This is a genomic window from Streptomyces axinellae (genome assembly GCF_039532135.1).
Classification (GTDB): Bacteria; Actinomycetota; Actinomycetes; order Streptomycetales; family Streptomycetaceae; genus Streptomyces; species Streptomyces axinellae.
Genome location: NZ_BAAARJ010000019.1, coordinates 49,611 through 69,604 on the forward strand (window position 1 = coordinate 49,611; position 19,994 = coordinate 69,604).

The 19,994-nt window shown below is 72.8% G+C and carries 20 protein-coding genes; 6 read left to right on the forward strand and 14 right to left on the reverse strand.

Annotation, left to right across the window (positions count from 1 at the left end; translation table 11 throughout):
• Positions 1-3: 3 nt before the first annotated feature.
• From ABD339_RS25740 to ABD339_RS25760, 5 genes are all read left to right on the forward strand, one after another.
• Positions 4-909, forward strand: a complete 906-nt coding sequence (locus ABD339_RS25740) for an ABC transporter ATP-binding protein (RefSeq protein WP_425576098.1) — start codon at positions 4-6, stop codon at positions 907-909.
• Positions 906-1,817: an ABC transporter permease gene (locus ABD339_RS25745; RefSeq protein WP_344569096.1), complete on the forward strand. Its 912-nt coding sequence runs from the start codon at positions 906-908 to the stop codon at positions 1,815-1,817. Before ABD339_RS25740 ends, ABD339_RS25745 begins: the two co-directional genes overlap by 4 nt.
• A 40-nt stretch (positions 1,818-1,857) precedes the next feature.
• Positions 1,858-2,760, forward strand: a complete 903-nt coding sequence (locus ABD339_RS25750) for a TauD/TfdA dioxygenase family protein (RefSeq protein WP_344569097.1) — start codon at positions 1,858-1,860, stop codon at positions 2,758-2,760.
• Entirely contained in the window at positions 2,757-3,458 is a 702-nt protein-coding gene (locus ABD339_RS25755) for a winged helix-turn-helix domain-containing protein (RefSeq protein WP_344569099.1), read from the forward strand. The genes ABD339_RS25750 and ABD339_RS25755 overlap by 4 nt, the downstream gene beginning before the upstream one ends.
• A 113-nt stretch (positions 3,459-3,571) precedes the next feature.
• Positions 3,572-4,771, forward strand: a complete 1,200-nt coding sequence (locus ABD339_RS25760) for an LLM class flavin-dependent oxidoreductase (protein WP_344569101.1) — start codon at positions 3,572-3,574, stop codon at positions 4,769-4,771.
• A 468-nt stretch (positions 4,772-5,239) separates the two neighbouring features.
• Here ABD339_RS25760 and ABD339_RS25765 read toward each other — a convergent pair whose 3' ends face one another.
• From ABD339_RS25765 to ABD339_RS25830, 14 genes are all read right to left on the reverse strand, one after another.
• Positions 5,240-6,049: a sirohydrochlorin chelatase gene (locus ABD339_RS25765; protein ID WP_344569103.1), complete on the reverse strand. Its 810-nt coding sequence runs from the start codon at positions 6,047-6,049 to the stop codon at positions 5,240-5,242.
• Entirely contained in the window at positions 6,049-7,068 is a 1,020-nt protein-coding gene (locus ABD339_RS25770) for an ABC transporter permease (protein WP_344569105.1), read from the reverse strand. The genes ABD339_RS25765 and ABD339_RS25770 overlap by 1 nt, the downstream gene beginning before the upstream one ends.
• Positions 7,055-7,867 (reverse strand): ABC transporter ATP-binding protein, encoded by an 813-nt coding sequence (locus tag ABD339_RS25775; protein WP_425576093.1) that lies wholly within the window; start codon positions 7,865-7,867, stop codon positions 7,055-7,057. Before ABD339_RS25775 ends, ABD339_RS25770 begins: the two co-directional genes overlap by 14 nt.
• 45 nt (positions 7,868-7,912) lie before the next feature.
• Complete coding sequence (locus ABD339_RS25780) at positions 7,913-9,049, reverse strand: aliphatic sulfonate ABC transporter substrate-binding protein (protein WP_425576094.1); 1,137 nt, start codon at positions 9,047-9,049, stop codon at positions 7,913-7,915.
• Positions 9,050-9,268: 219 nt separating this feature from the next.
• Entirely contained in the window at positions 9,269-10,606 is a 1,338-nt protein-coding gene (locus ABD339_RS25785) for a sulfate adenylyltransferase subunit 1 (RefSeq protein ID WP_344569107.1), read from the reverse strand.
• Between the two features lie 2 nt (positions 10,607-10,608).
• Positions 10,609-11,544, reverse strand: coding sequence for a sulfate adenylyltransferase subunit CysD (cysD, locus tag ABD339_RS25790; protein WP_344569108.1), 936 nt, complete (start codon positions 11,542-11,544; stop codon positions 10,609-10,611).
• Entirely contained in the window at positions 11,541-12,185 is a 645-nt protein-coding gene (cysC, locus tag ABD339_RS25795) for an adenylyl-sulfate kinase (protein WP_425576095.1), read from the reverse strand. The genes cysD and cysC overlap by 4 nt, the downstream gene beginning before the upstream one ends.
• Positions 12,185-12,985 (reverse strand): phosphoadenylyl-sulfate reductase, encoded by an 801-nt coding sequence (locus tag ABD339_RS25800; RefSeq protein WP_344569112.1) that lies wholly within the window; start codon positions 12,983-12,985, stop codon positions 12,185-12,187. The genes cysC and ABD339_RS25800 overlap by 1 nt, the downstream gene beginning before the upstream one ends.
• A complete protein-coding gene (locus ABD339_RS25805) occupies positions 12,982-13,257 on the reverse strand; it encodes a hypothetical protein (protein WP_344569114.1) in 276 nt (91 codons plus the stop codon). The genes ABD339_RS25800 and ABD339_RS25805 overlap by 4 nt, the downstream gene beginning before the upstream one ends.
• Positions 13,254-14,978 carry a nitrite/sulfite reductase gene (locus ABD339_RS25810; RefSeq protein ID WP_344569116.1) on the reverse strand — a complete coding sequence of 575 codons (1,725 nt, stop codon included), beginning with the start codon at positions 14,976-14,978 and terminating at the stop codon, positions 13,254-13,256. Before ABD339_RS25810 ends, ABD339_RS25805 begins: the two co-directional genes overlap by 4 nt.
• Positions 14,979-15,212: 234 nt before the next feature.
• The gene (locus ABD339_RS25815; protein ID WP_344569275.1) at positions 15,213-15,296 is read right to left on the reverse strand and encodes a putative leader peptide; all 84 of its coding nucleotides are present in this window, start codon (positions 15,294-15,296) and stop codon (positions 15,213-15,215) included.
• 202 nt (positions 15,297-15,498) lie between these two features.
• Positions 15,499-16,443 (reverse strand): hypothetical protein, encoded by a 945-nt coding sequence (locus ABD339_RS25820; RefSeq protein ID WP_344569118.1) that lies wholly within the window; start codon positions 16,441-16,443, stop codon positions 15,499-15,501.
• Positions 16,444-16,445: 2 nt separating this feature from the next.
• Positions 16,446-17,015 (reverse strand): GNAT family N-acetyltransferase, encoded by a 570-nt coding sequence (locus ABD339_RS25825; protein ID WP_344569120.1) that lies wholly within the window; start codon positions 17,013-17,015, stop codon positions 16,446-16,448.
• 90 nt (positions 17,016-17,105) lie between these two features.
• Entirely contained in the window at positions 17,106-19,145 is a 2,040-nt protein-coding gene (locus tag ABD339_RS25830) for an ABC-ATPase domain-containing protein (protein WP_344569122.1), read from the reverse strand.
• 312 nt (positions 19,146-19,457) lie between these two features.
• Here ABD339_RS25830 and ABD339_RS25835 point away from each other — a divergent pair, with 312 nt between their 5' ends.
• A complete protein-coding gene (locus ABD339_RS25835; protein WP_344569124.1) occupies positions 19,458-19,904 on the forward strand; it encodes a protein-tyrosine phosphatase family protein in 447 nt (148 codons plus the stop codon).
• The last annotated feature ends 90 nt before the right edge of the window (positions 19,905-19,994 follow it).

Here is a 19,994-nt window from a genome sequence, read left to right on the forward strand (position 1 = left end):
ACCATCGCCCCGAAGATCCGCTTCGAGAAGGTCGGCAAGACCTTCCCCGTACGTACCGGGCGCGGCCACAAGGCCCGCGCCACCGCTGCCCGCGCCCGCCCCGCCGGGGATTCCCCCGACCCCGCCGACGGGCACTTCACCGCACTGCGGGACATCGATCTCGACATCGCCGAGGGCGAGTTCAGCGTCCTGGTCGGGCCCAGCGGCTGCGGCAAATCCACCCTGCTCGACCTGCTGGGCGGCCTGACCCGGCCCACCTCGGGGCGCGTCCTGCTGGACGGTGAGCCCGTCACCGGTCCGGGCCGCGACCGGGGCACCGTCTTCCAGCAGTACGCGCTGCTGCCCTGGCGCACCGCGCGCGGCAACGTCGAGTTCGGCCTGGAGGCGATCGGCATACCGCGCGGTGAACGGGCCGGCCGGGCCCGGGAGTTCCTCTCCCTCGTCGGCCTCGAAGGCTTCGAGGACCGGCACCCGAACGAGCTGTCCGGCGGCATGAAACAGCGCGTCGCCATCGCCCGCAGCCTCGCCTACGACCCCGATGTGCTGCTGATGGACGAGCCGTTCGGCGCGCTCGACGCGCAGACCCGCGAGTCCTTGCAGGACGAGCTGCTGCGGGTGTGGGAGCGCACGGGCAAGACCGTCGTCTTCATCACCCACAGCATCGACGAGGCCGTGCTGCTCGGGCAGCGCGTCACCGTGCTCACCTCCCGGCCCGGCCGGGTCAAGGAGAGCGTCCCCATCGGCCTCGGCGCCCGTACCGGCAGCGCCGATCCGCGCTCCAGCAGCGAGTTCGCCGGATACCGGCACCGCGTCTGGGAGTTGCTGCACGACGAGATCAGCCGCGCCCAGGAACTGGAGCGGTCGGCGCTGGGGCGGCCGGCCCTGGACCGGAAGGCGGTCGCCGTATGAGTACCACGCTCACCCACCACGACCCCGGCACCGGGAGCGGCCCCGACACCGGAACCGGTACGGACGATCAGGAGGCCGCCGCCCCGCACGCACACCCGTCCGGGCCGCCCGGCGAGAGGCCCTCGCGTTCCTCCGCCGCGCGGCGCCTGCTCGGCCTGGCCGGCGCTGGGCTGACCCGTACGGTGGCGGTTCTCGTGCTGCTCGCGCTGTGGGAGACCGCGCCGCGCATCGGGCTGGCCGACCGGGTGTTCCTGCCGCCGTTCTCCGAGGTCGCCGTCGCCTGGTGGGAGCTGCTCGCCGACGGGCAGCTCTGGGACGACGCGCGGGCCAGCCTCGTGCGCTCGCTCAGCGGCTTCGGTCTGGCCGTCGCGCTGGCGGTGCCCCTGGGGCTGCTGATCGGCTGGTACAAGCGCGTCGCCGATCTGCTCGGCCCGCTGCTGGAGGTCTTCCGCAACACGGCGGCGCTCGCGCTGTTGCCGGTGTTCGTGCTGCTGCTCGGCATCGGCGAGACCTCCAAGGTCTCGATAGTGCTCTACGCGTGCACCTGGCCCGTGCTGCTCAACACCATCAGCGCCGTGCGCACCGTGGACCCCACGCTGCTCAAGCTCGCCCAGAGCATGGACCTGCCGCCCTGGCGGCTCTTCCAGAAGGTGATCCTGCCCGCCTCGGTGCCCGCCGTCTTCACCGGCATCCGGCTCGCGGGGGGCACCGCCATCCTCGTCCTCGTCGCCGCCGAGATGGTCGGAGCCAAGGCCGGGCTGGGCTTCCTCATCAACAACTCCCAGTTCAACTTCGCCATCCCGCAGATGTACGCCGGAATCCTCACCGTCTCGGCGCTCGGCGTGGCCTTCAACCAGTTCCTCGTCGCCCTGGAGCGCCGCTTCACCTCCTGGCGCACCGCCGCGTGACCGTCCTCCCCGTCCGCCCCTCCTCCCGGAAGGAAGAACAATGACCAGCAGCAGTTTCGACATCCGCCGCGTCGGTGGCCGTATCGGCGCGGAAGTCCTCGGCGTGGACCTCTCCCAGCGGCTCGAACCGGGCCTCGTCGAGGAGATCAACGGCGCGCTCCTGGCGCACAAGGCCCTCTTCTTCCGCGGCCAGGACCTCCAGGACGCCGACCAGATCCGCTTCGCCTCGCTCTTCGGCGAGCTGACCACCGCGCACCCCACCGTGCCCTCCGTGGAGGGGCAGCCGAACATCCTGCCGGTGGACGGCGAAGAGGGCGTACGCGCCAACCGGTGGCACACCGACGTGACGTTCGTCCGCACCCCGCCCAAGGCGAGCACCCTGCGCAGCATCGTCGTCCCGCCCTACGGCGGCAACACGCTGATCGCCAACTCGGCGGCGGCCTACGCGGACCTGCCCGAGCCGCTGCGCGAGTTCGCCGACCGGATGCGAGCCGTGCACACCAACGATCACGACTACGCCGAGCCGAAGAACCAAGCGGCTGCCGAGCGCCGCAAGGTCTTCACCTCCCGCCGCTGGCGCACCGAGCACCCCGTGGTGCGGGTGCACCCCGAAAGCGGTGAACGCGGCCTGTTCATCGGCGGGTTCGCGCAGCGGATCGACGGGCTCAGCGGCGAGGAGTCCCGCGACCTGCTGCGGATCCTCCAGGCGTATGTCACCCGCCCCGAGAACACCGTGCGCTGGTCGTGGGCGCCCGGCGACCTGGTGCTGTTCGACAACCGCATCACCCAGCACTACGCGCCCGACGACTACGGCGACCTGCCGCGCCGCCTGCACCGGGTGACCGTCGCCGGGGACGTCCCGGTCGGCGTGGACGGCGAGCGCAGCCGCGTCGTCGAGGGCGACGACGCCGCGCACTACACCCCCGTGGGAGCCGCACGATGACCACCTCGACGCCTGTGTCCGCCACCGTGCCCCCACCCGTGCCCGGGTCGGCTGCCGCGGCTGTTCCGTCATCGCCTGCGTCCTCGGCTGCGTCATCGGCTGGGTCGGCGTCGGCGGCACCGGTATCCGGCCCCGCGTCCGCCTCAGCCCTCACCGTTCCCGGACTCCCCGGCGGGCCGCGCGTCGTACGGGAGACCGCCGGCGGCTATCTGCTGCTCGTCCCCCAGGGCACCAGCCCCGGCGACCTGCCGCCGGAGCTGCTGTCGCGCGGGCTGTCGCCGTACGAACTGCTGCCGCCGGGCGGGCCGCCGCCCGATCCGACGGGGTCAGGCCCCTCGGGGTCCGATCCGTCCGGTGCTGGGCCGTCCGGATCCGGGCCTGCGGTGTCCGGCGGGCCGCCCCCGGGGCCCGTGGGAGAGGGCGTCCACATCGACCGCGACCACCACACTGTGCATCTCGACGGGGCGGAACTCGCCCTCACCTACCTGGAGTTCGAGCTGCTCGCGCACCTGGCCGAGCACCCGCACCGGGTGCACTCGCGCGAGCATCTCGTCTCCACCGTGTGGGGCTACGCGCACCACATCGGTGACGGGCGCACCGTCGATGTCCACGTCGCGCGCCTGCGCCGCAAGCTCGGACCGAGGTACCGCAGGCGGATCGTCACCATCCGCAGGGTCGGCTACAAGTACACGCCCTGACCCCGCCGGCGCCCCGGCCCGCCCGCCTCACCGCCCCCCACTGAACGGCGCACGGCGGGCCGGGGCCGCCCGAACGCGACGACGCGAGATCCACCACCGCGAGGAGCCGCACCATGGCAGACCGACCCACCCCCACCCCCACGCCCACCACCGCTGACAGGCCCACCCCCACCGTCACCCCCGGCAGCCCCGCCTTCCACTGGTTCCTGCCCACCAGCGGCGACAGCCGCCATGTCGTCGGCGGCGGGCACGGCAGTCCGCTGGGCGGCGCCGGTGCCGACCGGCCCCCGTCCGTCGGCTACCTGTCCCAGATCGCCCGCGCCGCCGAACAGCTCGGCTTCACAGGCGCGTTGACCCCCACCGGAGCACAGTGCGAGGACGCGTGGCTGACCACCGCGATGGTCAGCCAGCACACCGAACGCCTCAAATTCCTCGTCGCCTTCCGCCCCGGTTTCCTCTCGCCCACCCTCGGCGCCCAGATGGCCGCCACCTACCAGCGGCAGACCGGTGGCCGCCTGCTGCTCAACGTCGTCACCGGAGGGGAGAGCCGCGAACAGCGCGCCTACGGTGACTACCTGGACAAGGAGGCGCGCTACGCCCGTACCGGCGAATTCCTCCAGGTCGTACGGGGCCTGTGGCGCGGCGAGACGGTCGATCTGGACGGCGCGCACGTCCGGGTCGAAGGAGCCGGGCTGACCCGGCCGCCCGAGCCGGTGCCCGACGTCTACTTCGGCGGCAGCTCACCCGCCGCGCTGAACGTCGCGGCCCGGCACGCCGATGTGTACCTGACCTGGGGCGAGCCGCCCGCCCAGGTCGCGGAGAAGATCGAACGGGTGCGCGCGCTCGCGGCGGCCGAGGGCCGCGCCCTCCGCTTCGGCATCCGCCTGCACACCATCTCCCGCGACACCTCGGAGGCGGCCTGGGCCGAGGCCGCCCGCCTCCTCGACGGCTTCACCCCCGAAGCGGTGGCCGCCGCCCAACGCGGCCTGGGCGGCAGCGAGTCCGAGGGTCAGCGGCGGATGCTCGCGCTGCACGGCGGCAGTCGCGACCGCCTGGAGATCCACCCGAACCTGTGGGCCGGTATCGGCCTCGTACGCGGCGGCGCGGGCACCGCACTGGTGGGCAGTCACGAGGAGGTCGCCGACCTCATCGAGCAGTACCGCCGCATCGGCATCGAGGAGTTCATCCTCTCCGGCTACCCGCACCTGGAGGAGGCGTACTGGTTCGGCGAGGGCGTCCTGCCGCTGGTGCGGCGCCGCGCGGCCGAGGTCGCGGGACACGCGGCGGCGGTGCCGGTCCCGGCCGCCCTCTGACGGCGCGAGAGCGCGGCGGGCGGTCCGGGGCGGCCCGCCGCACCCTCGCGGAAGACGACGTTCGGGCCGGTGCCGGGCCTGTGCGTTCAAAACCGGTGGGAAGGGACCGGGGTCCGCTCCCGTCCCAGCGTGATCGTCCGGGCTTCCGGGGTGACGGTGATGCCGAAGTCGAACAGCCTGGGCCGCCCCGACCTGCGCCACCACTCAAGGGCTCGTCGCACGTCCCCGAACAGATCGCCACGTCCCCGAACAGGTCGCACCGCCCGTACCGGGCGACACCTTCGCTGGTCGTCCTCAGCCAGGAGGCCCAGTCGCCGGTCAGGAAGAACCGTCCGTCCTTTTGCCGGTACAGCGTCGCTCCGGGAGGCGTGACCGCGGAAGTCTCCGAACTGCGAGAGCGAATCAAGTGTGCGGTCGCTTGCCAGTGAGACCGCCAAGAGATCCGTCTTTAAGGGCCACAGCCCTCTCTCAGGCCGCCGCCCCCGACAGCTGCGGGGCGCTGACGACCGCCGCCGCGTACCGTTCGACCACCAGCCGGGCCACCTCCGGTCCGGCGCCCAGGGCCGGGGCGAGCACGTCCGCTCCGGCCTCGTGTGCGCCCGCCGCGATGCGGTCGGGGAGGCGGCCGGGGGCCAGGACGTAGGGGGCGACCGCCACCCGGCGGATGCCGTCCGCGTGCAGGGCGCGGACGGCGTCCGCCGTGGTGGGGGTGGTGGCGGAGGCGAACGCGGGCCGCACGGCACACCATCGGCCGGTGTGCCGCCACTCCCGCGCGATTTCTGCGATCACCGCGATCGCCTCCGGGTCGGAGGATCCGGCGGACGCCAGTACGACGCCCGTCCGGGGCGCGGTGCCGGGCGTCAGCCCGGCCTCGCGCAGTCGCCGCTCCAGCGCCGCGACGAGGAGCGGGTGGGGGCCCAGCACGTCGGACTGGCGGACGACCAGTCCGGGCCGGGCGGCCCGCGCCTCCTCAAGAGCGGCCGGGATGTCCGTCTTGGCGTGGAACGCGCGGCTCAACAGCAGCGGGACCGTGATCACCTCGCGCGCTCCGGCCGCGTACAGGCGGCCCAGCGCGCCGTCCACCGACGGGGTGTCGAAGTCGAGGTAGCCCGCCTCCGCCCGCACCCCGGGCAGCAGCCGCCGCACGCGCGCGGTGAGCGCGCCCATCGTCGCGGCGTGCCGCGGATCGCGGCTGCCGTGGGCGACGAGAAGCAGCGCGGGCCGGGATACGGGAGGGGACACGGGTCGGAAAGCGGGGCGGAACGCGGCACGGGGCATCAGCGCAGCAGCCCCCGGTGACGCAGGACGCGCCGCTCGACGGGGGCGAAGATGAGCAGTTCGATGCCGATGCCCACCAGCAGGATGAGGAAGATCGCGCCCAATACCAGCGGCATGTCCTGGTAGGAGCGGCCGGTCTCCAGCAACGTGCCCAGCCCGGAGCCGAGTTCGGGTGAGGTGGCGATCAGTTCGGCCGCCATCAGTGAGCGCCACGAGAACGCCCAGCCCTGCTTGAGACCGGCGAGGTAGCCGGGCAGCGCGGCGGGCAGCAGCACGTGCCGGACGCCGCGCAGTCCCGTCGCGCCGATCACCTTGCCCGCGCGCAGGTGCAGCGGCTGGATCTGATCGACGCCCGCTACCAGCCCGTTGGCGATCGAGGGGACGGCGCCGAGCAGGACGACGGCGTAGATCGTGGCGTCCGTCAGCCCGAACCAGATGATCGCCGCCGGTACCCAGGCGACCGAGGGCAGTGACTGGAGTCCGGAGAGGATCGGCCCGATCGCGGCCCGCACCGCCCGCACCCTGGCCACCAGCAGCCCCAGCGGGGTGCCGATCGCCAGCGCGACGAGGAAGCCGAGCGCGCCGCGTGAGACGCTCTGCCAGATGACGCCCAGAATCGTGCCCTTGTACCACTCCTCGGCGAGCGCGTCCCACACCATCAGCGGGCTGGGCAGCTGGTAGTCGGGCTTCAGGTCGAGCGTGAACGCGGTCTGCCACAGGCCCAGGACGAGCACGACGGCGACGACCGGCGGCAGGACCTTGGTCCGCAGCAGTTTGCCCAGCGGCGTGCGCGTCGTCGTACGGGTGTCGAGCGCGTCCAGGCCGGCCTCCAGGCCCGCCAGGTCACTGCTCGCCTGCCGTGCCCCGGCCGCCCCGGTCCCGTCGGCCGTCCCGGCCGTACCCGCTGTACCCCTCGTACCGGCCGTACCTGTCGTACCGCCCGTACCCGTCGCACCGGCCGTGCCGGTTGCCTCGTCTCCCTCTGCGGGAGTCGTCGTTTTGATGTCAGTGCTGGCCATGGCGGCGGATCTCCCCCCGGAGCTGTTCGGTGATCTCGACGGACAGTCCGGCCACATCCGCGTCCTCGATGCGGCGCGGGTGCGGAATGCCGACCTTCCATTCCCGGGCGATCCGGCCAGGCCGGGAGGAGAGCAGTACGACGCGCTCGGCCAGGCGCACGGCCTCACGCACGTTGTGGGTGACGAACAGGACGGAGACCCGGGTCTCGGACCAGATACGGGTCAGCTCCTCGTGCAGCACATCACGGGTGATGGCATCGAGTGCGGCGAACGGCTCGTCCATCAGCAGCAGTTGACTGTCCTGCGCCAGTGCGCGGGCGAGTGCGACGCGCTGGCGCATGCCGCCCGACAGCTCGTGCACCCGCTTGCCGTGGGCGCCCTTGAGGCGCACCAGTTCCAGCAGGCGCTCGGCCTCCTGGCCCCGGTCGGTTTTGGGTACGCCGCGCAGCTTGAGCGCCAGTTCGATGTTCTTGCCCGCCGTCAGCCAGGGAAAGAGCGCGTGCTCCTGGAACATCAGCGCGGGGCGCCCGCCGGAGACCTCGATGCTGCCCCCGGTGGGGCTGTCGAGGCCCGCCACGAGGTTGAGCAGCGTGCTCTTGCCGCAGCCCGAGGCGCCGAGCAGCGTGACGAATTCGCCGGGGGCCACGTCGATGCTGATGTCGTCCAGCACGTGCTGGGAGCCGAACGACTTGGAGACGTTCGCGATCCGCGCCGCCGCGGCGGGCTGTGTCGTACTCGTCCTGCTCGGCGTGGGCGCCGCGTCCGCGTCGGCTGGGGTGGTCGTGGTGGTCGCTGTCACTGGGTCACCTCCCGTGAGGAGCAGGGGTCGCAGGGGTCGCGGGGGTCACTTCGGGCCCAGGCCCGCGTCGGTCACGGGGGAGCGGCCCTCCGCCTTGAGGGCCTTGTTCAGCGGGGCCAGGTCGTAGATGCCGGTGAGGTCGGGCTTCTTCAGGAGGCCCGCCGCGACCGCGTTGCCGGCCTGCCGCTTGAGCGTCGGGGCCAGCGGATCGTCCGTGACGTCGATCTGCGCGAAGGCCGCGTCCAGCACCTTGTCCGGCAGCGGCTTGCCCGCATCCCGCCGCAGCGCCTCGTTGATGTGCTGCTTGGCCTCGTCGGGGTGCTTGTGGATCCAGGCGTTGGTCTTGACCGAACCGCGCAGTACGGCTTCGACCGCGGCGGGGTGCTTCTTGAGGAAGTCCTGGCGTACCACGAGGTTCGTGGTGACGAACTTGCCGCCCGGCCACAGCTTCTTCTCGTTCAGCAGGACCCTGCCGCCCTTGCTGACGAGGTTGGCCGCGGTCGGCTCGGGCACCCAGGCGCCGTCGATGCCGCCTTGCTGGAAGGTGGTGGGGATCTCCTTGTTGTCCTGCCGCAGTACCGAGGTGGCGCCCTTGCCGGTCTCGGGATCGACCTTGATGCCCTTGCTCTTGAGGTAGTTGAGGAGGGCGACGTCCTGGGTGTTGCCCAGCTGCGGGGTGGCGATCTTCTTGCCCTTGAGATCGCTCAGCGACTTCACCTTCTTCGGATCGACGACGAGCGAGGCACCGCCCGAGGTCGCGCCGGAGATGATGCGCAGGTTCTTGCCGTGGGACTTGGCGTAGCCGTTGATCGAGGGGGAGGGGCCCACCCAGGTCATGTCCACGGCTTTGGCGTTGAGGGCCTCGATGGCCGAGGGCCCCGCGTTGAAGACCTGGGTGGCGATCTTCGTCCCGCCCAGTTCCTTGGCGATGGGCCCGCCGGAGCGCAGCCCGACCAGCGGTGTGGCGTGGGTGACGTTGGGGAAGTAGCCGACCTTCACCTGGTCGAGGCCGTCGGTCTTCTTGCCGCCCGCGGCCTTCGGCTCCCCGTCGTCAACGGCCTTGGAGCCGTAGCCGCAGCCGGCGGCGACCAGCAGCGTGGGGAGCGCGAGCAGCGTCGCAAGAACGCGGATTCTGGGGCGATTCGGGCGGTTCGAGCGGAGGGTGGGGCGGGTGGCGGGCACGGAGGTGTCCTCTCGGAGGGGCCTGGGCGGCCTCTCAGCGAGGCCGGGTGCGGCGGTGGGCGGGCTGGTGCGGGCGGGAGCGCGGGACGCGTACGGATGTCAGCGCGCACATCGCCCGACTCCGCCCTGACCGCTGCCGCGTGCGCCGCTGCCGATGCGGCCACCGGTCTGGTCGAAGGTCGAGAAGACCTCGCCCGGGATGCCCTGGGTGCCCATGGTTCAAAAGTCCCAGCCGTCGTCGGCGCCCTCGCCGGCTGCCGCACCCGGTGCCGCGCCGACCGCGTCGGCGAACGCCGCACCGGCCATCCCGGCGGTCAGCGTGCTGCCGTCGGCGGGGTCGATGAGGAGGAAGGAGCCGGTGCGGCGCGAGTCGGCGTAGGAATCGACGGGCAGTGCCTCGGCGGTGCGCAGCACGACGCGGCCGATGTCGTTGGCCGCCAGTTCGCCGGGCGCCGGGTGCTGGGACAGGTCGGCGAGGGTCAGCCGGGAGGGAATCTCCTTGACGATCGCCTTCACGGTGCGGGTGGTGTGCTTGAGCAGCACCCGGTCGCCGGGCTTCAGCGGCCGGTCGTGCAGATGGCAGACCGTCGCTGTCAGATCCTGGCTGGGCCGCACGTCAGCGCCGGCCGGGGCGATCAGGTCGCCGCGCGAGATGTCCAGATCGTCGGCGAGCAGCACGGTCACCGACTGCGGCGCCCAGGCCACGTCCACGGCCTGGCCCAGCACGTCGATGGCCTCGACGGTGCTGCCGCGGCCCGAGGGATGCACGGTCACCCGGTCCCCGACGCGCAGCACGCCGGACGCCAACTGGCCGGCGTAGCCACGGTAGTCCGGGTGTTCGGCGGTGCGGGGCCTGATGACGTACTGGACGGGGAAGCGGGCCGGGTCGCCGGTCGGGTCGTGGGTGACCGCGACCGTCTCCAGGTGTTCGAGGACGGTGGGGCCGCTGTACCAGTCCATGTGCGCGGAGGGGGTCACGACGTTGTCGCCCTCCAGCGCGGAGATGGGAATGATGGTGACCTCGGGGACGCCGAGCGAGGTCGCGTAGTCGGTGAACTCCCGTGCGATGGCGGCGAACACGGACTCCTGGTAGCCGACCAGATCCATCTTGTTGACGGCCAGCACCACGTGCGGGACGCGCAGCAGCGCGGCGACGGCGGCGTGCCTGCGGGTCTGCTCGACCACGCCGTTGCGCGCGTCCACGAGGACGACGGCCAGCTCGGCGGTGGAGGCCCCCGTGACCATGTTGCGGGTGTACTGCACATGCCCGGGGGTGTCGGCGAGGATGAAGCGCCGCCTGGGCGTGGCGAAGTAGCGGTAGGCCACATCGATGGTGATGCCCTGCTCCCGCTCGGCGCGCAGCCCGTCGGTCAGCAGCGCGAGGTCGGGCGCCTCCTGGCCACGGGCCTGGGAGGCCAGCTCGACGGCCTCCAACTGGTCGGCCAGCACCGACTTCGAGTCGTGCAGCAGCCTTCCGACCAGCGTGGACTTGCCGTCATCGACGCTGCCCGCCGTGGCGAAGCGCAGCAGCGACGTCGCCTCATGGGTGACGGTCATGATCAGAAATAGCCTTCCCGCTTGCGGTCTTCCATCGCGGCCTCGGAGAGCTTGTCGTCGGCCCGGGTGGCGCCGCGCTCCGTCAGCCGGGAGGCGGCGATCTCGGCGATGACCTTCTCGACGGTGTCGGCGCCGGAGTCCACGGCGCCGGTGCAGGACATGTCGCCGACGGTGCGGTAGCGCACCCGGCGGCGCTCGACGGTCTCGGTGTCCTTGGGCCCGCCCCAGCCGCCGGGCGCCAGCCACATCCCGGAGCGGGCGAAGACCTCGCGCTCGTGGGCGTAGTAGATGGCGGGCAGCTCGATCTTCTCGCGGGCGATGTACTGCCACACGTCCAGCTCTGTCCAGTTGGACAGCGGGAAGACGCGCACATGCTCGCCGGGGGAGTGGCGGCCGTTGTAGAGCTGCCACAGCTCGGGGCGCTGGCGGCGCGGGTCCCAGCCGCCGAACTCGTCGCGCAGCGAGAAGACGCGCTCCTTGGCGCGGGCCTTCTCCTCATCGCGCCGCCCGCCGCCGAAGACCGCGTCGAAGCGGTTGTCGTTGATGGCCTCCAGCAGCGGCAGCGTCTGGAGCGGGTTGCGGGTGCCGTCGGGGCGCTCGCGCAGGGCGCCGCTGTCGATGTAGTCCTGCACGGCGGCGACATGCAGCCGCAGGCCGTGGTGGGCCACCGTGCGGTCGCGGTATTCCAGGACCTCGGGGAAGTTGTGCCCGGTGTCCACGTGCAGCAGCCCGAAGGGCAGCGGCGCCGGGGCGAACGCCTTCAGCGCCAGGTGCAGCATCAAGATGGAGTCCTTGCCCCCCGAGAAGAGGATCACCGGGCGCTCGAACTCCCCGGCCACCTCCCGGAATATGTGCACCGCCTCCGACTCCAGCGCGTCCAGGTGGGACAGCGCGAAGGGGCTGCCGGTGCCCTCGGGGGCCGTGATGGCCGTGGTCATATGAGTCCCCTCTCCTTGAGCAGCTCGTGCACCTCGCGCGCGGATTCGGCCACGCTCCGCCCGTGCGTCTCGATCCGCAGGTCCGGGTGCTCGGGTGCCTCGTACGGGTCGTCCACGCCCGTCAGGCCCGTCAGCTCGCCCGCGGCCTGCCTGGCGTACAGCCCCTTGACGTCCCGCTCGGAGCAGACCTCGACCGGGGTGGCGATGTGGACCTCCAGATAACCGGTGCCCCGCGCCTGGTGGCGCTTGCGCACGGCCTCGCGGCTGTCCGCGTACGGCGCGATCACCGGCACCAGCACGGTCACCCCGTGCGAGGCGAGCAGTTCGGCGACGAAGCCGATGCGCTGGACGTTGGTGTCGCGGTCGGCGCGGGAGAAGCCGAGCCCGGCGGAGAGGAAGGCGCGGATCTCGTCCCCGTCGAGCACCTCCACCCGCCGTCCGCTCCCGCGCAGCAGCCCGGCGACCTCGGTGGCGATGGTCGTCTTGCCCGCGCTGGGCAGGCCGGTCAGCCAGACCGTTGCACCGGTCGCACCGGTGTCCCCGATGGCACCGCTCACATGCCTCTCCTGCCCTTCTCCGGCGTCCGTGTCCTGCTGGGTGTCCGCGACTACTCCGTGTCCGGGTTCCTGGGCGGCCCGCATCAGTGCAGCCCGCACTCGGTCTTGTCGAGCCCGGCCCAGCGGCCGGCCCGCGCGTCCTCACCGGCCAGCACGCGGCGGGTGCAGGGGGCGCAGCCGACGGAGGTGTAACCGTCGCTCAGCAGCGGGTTGGTGAGCACCCCGTGCTCGGCGATGTAGCTGTCCACGTCCTGCTGGGTCCAGCGGGCGATGGGCGAGACCTTGACCTTCTTGCGCCGCTCGTCCCAGCCGACGACGGGCGTGCGGGCGCGGGTGGGCGACTCGTCGCGGCGCAGCCCGGTGGCCCAGGCGTCATAGGTGCGCAGCCCTTCTTCGAGGGGCTGGACCTTGCGCAGCGCGCAGCACAGGTTCGGGTCGCGGTCGTGCAGCCTGGGCCCGTACTCCGCGTCCTGCTGGGCTACGGTCTGACGCGGCGTCAGGGTGATCACCTCGACGTCCATGACGGCCTCCACCGCGTCGCGGGTGCCAATAGTCTCGGGGAAGTGATACCCGGTGTCCAGGAAGACTACCGAGACACCCGGGAATACCCGCGAGGCCAAGTGCGCGACGACGGCGTCCTCCATGGAGGAGGTGACGCAGAAGCGGCGGCCGAACGTGCCGGCGGCCCAGCGCAGCACCTCCAGCGCCGGCGCGTCCTCCAGCTCCCGTCCGGCCGTCTCGGCGAGCCGCGCCAACTCGTCGGGAGAGCGCTGCTCTTGGGGCGGAGCGGCGCTCGCGGCGGACGGGGAGCCGTGCTCTTTGTCCGGAGCGGTGCTCACAACTCCGTTTCGGGAGAGCTGCTTTCGTAGGTGATCGGTGGTCATGAAGTCGGCTCCTCTCCCTCGACGCCCTCGACGCCCTCGACGCCCTCGACGCCCTCGACGCCCTCGACGCCTTCGACGGCCACGGTGTGCGCCGCCGCCCGGCGCGGGGCGAGCCCGGCCGCGAGCAGGCCGAGGAACTTCAGCCGGAAGGCGCGGTTGCACGCGGTGCACTCCCAGGCCGCGCCCTCCCCGCGCAAGGACCCCTCCTCACTGGGGCGCAGATCCTCCTCCCCGCAGTAGGGGCAGTAGAACGGCGCGGCGCGCTCGCTCACTTCAGGTCTCCCTCGTCGGCGCGCGCCGCCCACTGGGCGAACCGTTCGCCCTCCTCGCGCTGCGCTTCGAAGGCGCGCAGCAGCCGTTCGATGTAGTCGGGCAGGTCGTCGGCGGTCACCTTCAGGCCGCGCACCTTGCGGCCGAAGCCGGGCTCCAGACCGAGCGAGCCGCCCAGGTGCACCTGGTAGCCCTCGACCTGCTCGCCCTCGGAGTCGGTGACGAGCTGTCCCTTGAGGCCGATGTCCGCTGTCTGGATGCGGGCGCAGGAGTTGGGGCAGCCGTTGAGGTTGATCGTCACGGGCTGGTCGAAGCCGGGGAGCCTGCGCTCCATCTCGTCGATGAGCCAGGAGCCGCGGCCCTTGGTCTCCACGATGGCCAGCTTGCAGAACTCGATGCCGGTGCAGGCCATCGTGCCGCGCCGGAAGACCGAGGGGCGGGCGGTGAGGTCCAGCGCCTCCAGGCCCTCGGTGAGCGAGGCGACCTGGTCCCCGGCCACGTCCAGGATGAGCATCTTCTGCTCGGCCGTGGTCCGAACGCGGTCGGAGCCGTGTGCCTCCGCCAGGTCCGCGACCTTGCTGAGGGTGGCGCCGTCGATGCGGCCCACGCGCGGGGCGAAGCCCACGTAGTAGTTGCCGTCCTTCTGCTGGTGCACGCCGATGTGGTCGCGCCACTCCTGCACCGGCTTCTCGGGCGCGGGCCCGTCGGCCATCTTGCGCAGCAGGTACTCCTCCTCCAGCACCTGGCGGAACTTCTCCGGACCCCAGTCGCCGACCAGGTACTTGAGGCGGGCGCGGTTGCGCAGCCGCCGGTAGCCGTAGTCGCGGAAGATCGCCACGACGCCCTCGTGGACGTCGGCCACATCCTCCAGCGGCACCCAGGCACCCAGCCGTACGCCGATCTTGGGGTTGGTGGAGAGGCCGCCGCCGACCCAGACGTCGAAGCCGGGGCCGTACTCGGGGTGGTCCACGCCGACGAACGCCACATCGTTGATCTCGTGCGTGACGTCCATGTGCGGGGAGCCGGAGACGGCCGTCTTGAACTTGCGCGGCAGGTTCGAGTAGGCGGGGTTGCCGATGACGCGCCGGTGGATCTCCTCGATCGCGGGTGTCCCGTCGATGATCTCGTCCTTGGCGATCCCCGCCACGGGCGATCCGAGGATGACGCGCGGGACGTCGCCGCACGCTTCGGTCGTCGAGAGCCCCACGCCCTCCAGGCGGCGCCAGATCTCCGGTACGTCCTCGACGCGGATCCAGTGGTACTGCACGTTCTGCCGGTCGGTGATGTCGGCGGTGCCGCGCGCGAACTCCTGCGAGATGTCGGCGACGACGCGCAGCTGACGCAGACTCAGCCGCCCGCCGTCGATCCTGACCCGCATCATGAAGAACTCGTCATCCAGCTCTTCCGGATCCAGCACGGCCGTCTTGCCGCCGCTGATGCCGGGACGGCGCTGGGTGTAGAGCCCCCACCAGCGCATCCGGCCGCGCAGGTCGGAGCCGTCGATGGAGTCGAAGCCACGGTGCGCGTAGATGGTCTCAATGCGTGTCCGCACATTGAGACCGTCATCGTCCTTCTTGTTCTGCTCGTTGGGGTTGAGCGGCGTGAAGTGACCAGCGGCCCACTGCCCCTCGCCGCGGTGGCGTCCGGCCTTGCGGCGGGCGGGGGCGGAGGGCACCCCCTGCTCGGAGAGCTTGGGGGAGGGGCGCTCGGAGGTGTCGGCCATGACGGGATCCTTCGGGCAGGAGGCGCGTGCACGCAGGGCTGCGGTGGTCCCCCACGGGCACATCCGGACAGGCGCGTCCGGCGGGTGCCCGGCGGATGTCCGGTCCGGCCGCGGGCATGCCTGTACGCAGGGGAAAAGTGGCGTCGAGCTGTGGGCTCACCCGCGACAGTGGGGGCGGCTGCGGCTCAGCGGGACGTCAGGGAGGTGCTGTCGGAAACGGCGGTGCTGTGGCTGTCAGCTCGCCGGACAGATGGCGCTGGACACGCGAACGAGATCGACGTGACGTCGACTCACCAAGGCGATTCCAGCGCGGGACATGACGGAAGCCTCGCACGGGCGTCTGACGCCAGTCCACTGCTATCCGTATTACGGACAGATCCGTCTCGTATGGCGATACGCATGCCGTGCCAGGCGCTGGCCTGCGACGCTCCGCCGCCCCTTCAGGGGCTGGTGAGCCTGCTCAGGGGCGGGTGAGCCCGCACGGGGGCGGGTGAGCCCGCACAAGGCCGGATGCGCCCGCTCAGGGCCGGGTGAGCGTGGTGATCTCCGGTGCATCGGGATCTCCTTCGCTCAGATAGAGCTTCGGCCGCTCCGCCGTACCGAGGATGTGCCACTCCTGGTCCCCGGCACACCTCTCCATCGTCACCGTGACGGTCTGCTCCCACGGGTCCGGGGCACGCGTGAACTCCCACACCCCCGTTCCCGAACAGCTGCCGGTGTCCGCGCGCGCCCCCGCCCCCGCCCCCGCGTCTGTTTCCGGCCCCACCCCCGACCCCGACCCCGCCGCCGCGCCGGAAACGCCGCCGGGGAGGGAGAGGGAGACCGCCCGCGCACTTCCGTCCGGAGCCAGCCGCAGCGTCCCGGACCGGCCGTCCGACCAAGTGCCTTGCAGCTGCCGGTCCGTCACCCGGGGCGGCGCGTAGGGCGAGACGATCTCCGTCGCGTACACCCCGTACCCCAGCATCGTGGTCAGGACGCAGGCCATCGCCCCCTGGGCCAGCGTGCGCCCCAGCGCCCGCCAGGCGCCCCGGCGTGCGCGCTGTCGCCGGGCGCGGCGGCCCGCCAGTGCGGTGGTGCCGAGCAGGAGCGCGCCCACCAGCCACGTCACCAGGAACCCCAGGAACCCGCCACCCATCCAGGCCGCCAGCGGCACACAGGGCACGAACGCGATCCCGGCGGCGCACAGCAGCACCCCTTGCCAGGACTCGCGCCGCACCGCCCCGGCCACCGCGAGCGAGGGCAGCGCCAGGCACACGGTCACCGCCACGCACGCGAGCACCAGCCCCGGCAGCAGCAGGACGGCCATCGCGCTCCCGCCGCCCGGCCCGGCCGGGTGCTCCTGCGCATAGGAGACCTGGGAGCTGATCACCGAAAGGACCGCGATCTCGCTCAGCAGCGTCGCCGAACCCACCAGCACCGAACGCCCGTAGCCGCGCTCCTTCGGCGCGCTTCCCCCCGGCGGCATGCTCAGGCCCCGGGCCAGGGGCCCGGCTGCACGGGGCAGGGCTCCTGACCGGTTTCCGTGCGGTAGAGGCGGAAGCCGCGCTTCTCGTAGTTGGCGCGGGCGTGCTCGCCGTCCTTGGTGCAGGTGTGGACCCACACCCGGCCCACCTTCGCGCGCCCCGGCCACCGGCTCGCCAGGTCCCAGGCCCTGCTGGTGCCGTAGGACAGCAGGTGGCCGCCGATGCCCCGGCCGCGGAAGGCGGGCAGCAGACCGAAATAGCTGATCTCCACGAGGCCCTCGGCGGTGCCGTCCAGCTCGATGAAACCGGCCGGTGTGCCGTGCTCGTAGGCAACCCAGGTCTCGACCGCCGGACGGTCCAGGAACTCCCGCCACCGCGCGTACGTCCACGGCAGCCGGTCGGTCCAGGCGATGTCCTGGCCGACCGACGCGTACAGGAACCGGCTGAACTCGGGGCTGGCGACCCGGGCGGGGGAGACCTCGACCGCCGCCCGGTCCGGTACTCGGGCGGGTACGAGGTCGCCGGGCGAGGTCTGCTCCAGATACCAGGTGGTGACGGTGACGCTCTCGGACATGCACACACCCAACCACGCCCCCTCCGCGCGGGCTTGCGCAGCCCCCGGTCGAGGGGACGGCCCCTCCCGCGAGGCGGCAGCCCCGGGGCATCAGCTCCGCAGCATGCGCAGCCCCCGTACCCGGTTCACGGCCGCCGCCGTCTCGAAGCGGCGGGGCGCGGCGAAGTCCTCGTCCCGGATGGTGAGCAGCGCCGCCGTCGGCTCGTCCGCCAGCGCCTCGTCCAGCAGGTCGAGGGCCTCGGCCAGGGTGCGCCGGCCATCCAGCAGGCCGCCGCGGACCATCAGCTCCAGAGCCAGCCCGATGCCGGTGACCTGGCGCGGGTCGGCGATCTGCTCGACGGCGCGCAGGTCCACTTCGTGGTCGCCGAAGGACAGCACGTCCTCGCCGCGCGCGCGGATGCGCGGGCGTCCGCGCACCTCGGCGTCCAGCGAGGCGGGATCCGGCACCCGCGCGACCACGCCGGGGAACGACTCGGCCTCCGCGCGCCGCCCGGTGGGTACCGAGGCGATCTCGCGGGCCCGCGCGGTGACGTCCGAGGGGCGGTACGCGTCCATCATGACCACGCGGTCCGCGACCTCCAGATAGTCGCCGGAGCCGCCCATCACCAGCACCGTGGAGACACCGTGGTCCCGGTGGAGCGAGCGGATGCTGTCCACCAGAGGGGTCAGCGGCTCGCGGTCCTTGGCCACCAGCGTCTGCATCCGGGCGTCCCGGATCATGAGATTTGTCGCGGCGGTGTCCTCGTCGATCAGCAGCACCCGCGCGCCCGCCTCCACCGCCTCGCACAGCGACGCGGCCTGCGAGGTCGAGCCGGAGGCGTTCTGCGTGGAGAAATCCGAGGTGTCCGAGCCGTCCGGCAGGTGGTCCACGAAGGCGTGCACATCCACCCGCTCGACGCGCCGCCCGTCCTCGGCCCGCAGCTTCACCGTCTCAGCCCGTGAGACGACCAACTCCCGCCCGTCGCCCGGCACATGGTCCCAGATACCGGTCTCCAAGGCCCGCAGCAGCGTCGATTTGCCGTGGAAGCCGCCGCCCACCACCAGGTTCACGCCCTCCGGCACGCCCATACCGGAGACCGCGCCCGCGTGCGGCAGCTCCACCGTCACCCGCAGCTCGGCCGGTGAGACGAACGGGACCACGCCCTCACCGGCAGCCGGACGGTCGTCCACCCCGCTGCGGCGCGGCAGCACCGCGCCCTCGGCCACGAACCCCACCAGACCGCGCCCCTCCAGCGCGTCCCGCAGCGCCACCGAGTCCTCGACGGTCTCCACGAAACGGCGCGCCCGCTCCGCGTCCAACGAGCCGTAACGCAGCGCCCGTTCGGCCGCGCGCGGCAGCACCTGGCACAGCAGCCGCTCGGCCTCGCGCCCGTCGATCCGCCGGCCCCTGCCCGGCAGCGCGGCGCCCAGCCGCAGCGTCACCGAGCCGTCCGCGCCGCTCACAGTGCACGAACTGCGCTCCAGCACCTCCTGCCCGCCCGCGTCCACCCGCAGCGCCTTCTCGCCGCCGACGGCGCGCGCCGCCTGCCGTACGAGGTACGAGGCCAACGCCCGCCGCCGGGTCGGCGTGCGCCACAAGTCCTCGGGCAAGGCGGCGAGTTCGCCGAGAACGTGTACCGCGATCCGCGCGGGTGGCGCGTACGGGTCGGCCTGTCCGCGCACCAGCTCCAGCGTCTCCCCGCCCGGCAGCTCCCAGCGCCCGATCAGGCTCTTGTAGCGGCCGTACTGCGCGCCTTCGAGCGAGCGCAGTTCGGCGGCGAGGCCGGTGCGGGGTGCGCGGGGGGTGTGCGGGGAGCGGGCGGCGCCGTTCTGGTCGCGGCGCCCGTCGTGATCGCGGCGAGCGCCGCCGGGGCCCCGGTATCCCCGATCGCCCCCGCCTCCGCCCTGGCCGCCGCCCGGACCTCCGTCGCCGCGTCCGCCGCGCCCCCCGTACCCGCCCCGGTCACGTGGCGGCCCGCCGTACCCGCGCCGGCCGGAGCCCCCGCGCCCGGCCTGGTGGCCGCCGCGCTCGCCCCAGCCCCCCTGGCGGTCCTGGGCCCCTCGGGCACGGGGACTCTCGCCTGGGTCGAACGGGCGTCCGCCGCCTCCGGATCCCTCGGCTCCTGCGGCTCCTCCGGGCTGTTCCCGCACGCCGTCGCCCGCCCTTCTCTCACATCGTTCCGATTGCCGGCTGTCGCTGTCGCTGTCGCTGTCGCTGTTGGTGTTGGTGTTGGTGCTGGTGCTGCTCGCGCCTGCCGGGTCCTTGGCCGGTCGTCCTTGGCCGCGTCCGCCCCTGTGGCGATCGCACGGAATCCGACGATACGGGTCTCTACCAGGACGCGCGCCGGGACGGGGCCCGCCCTGGGGGCGGCCGGGCAAGGCCGGGCCCGGAGTGGTCGGGGCCCGCCGAGGCGTGCCCCGAAAACACCTTCGCCAGGGCCGGAGCCTCGCTACGGTCCCCGTATGACAGCCATCCTCACCTGGGAGCCCGGCACTGTGGGCGTGCTGCGGCTGCCGTCCGGGCGCCTCGTGCGCGGCCGGGGGCTCCGGCACCCGCTGCCGCCGGGGCCCGAGCCCGAGTTCGGCCTCTACCTGCTGGGCCGCAGGCCCGCACCCGTCGGCTGGGAGTCCCGCTGGCTGCGCTGGCCCGACTTCCGCCTCCCCACCGACCGCGCCGACGCCCAGGATGCCCTGCGCCAGGTGTGGGAGCGGGCAGGGGAGGAGCGCGTGGAGGTCGCCTGCGGCGGCGGCCAGGGCCGCACCGGCACCGCTCTCGCCTGCCTCGCCGCCCTGGACGGCGTGCCCCCGGGAGAGGCGGTCGCCTACGTCCGCACCCACTACTCCCGCCGGGCCGTGGAGACACCCTGGCAGCGCCGCTACGTCACCCGCGGGGGGTGGCGGGAGGTGTGAGGGGCGGGGGCCGACGCCCCGGCGGCCCCCGCGGCGGGCCCGGGGAGGTGGGCTACGCTCGTCCGCCAGGCCGTCATGGACATGGGCATG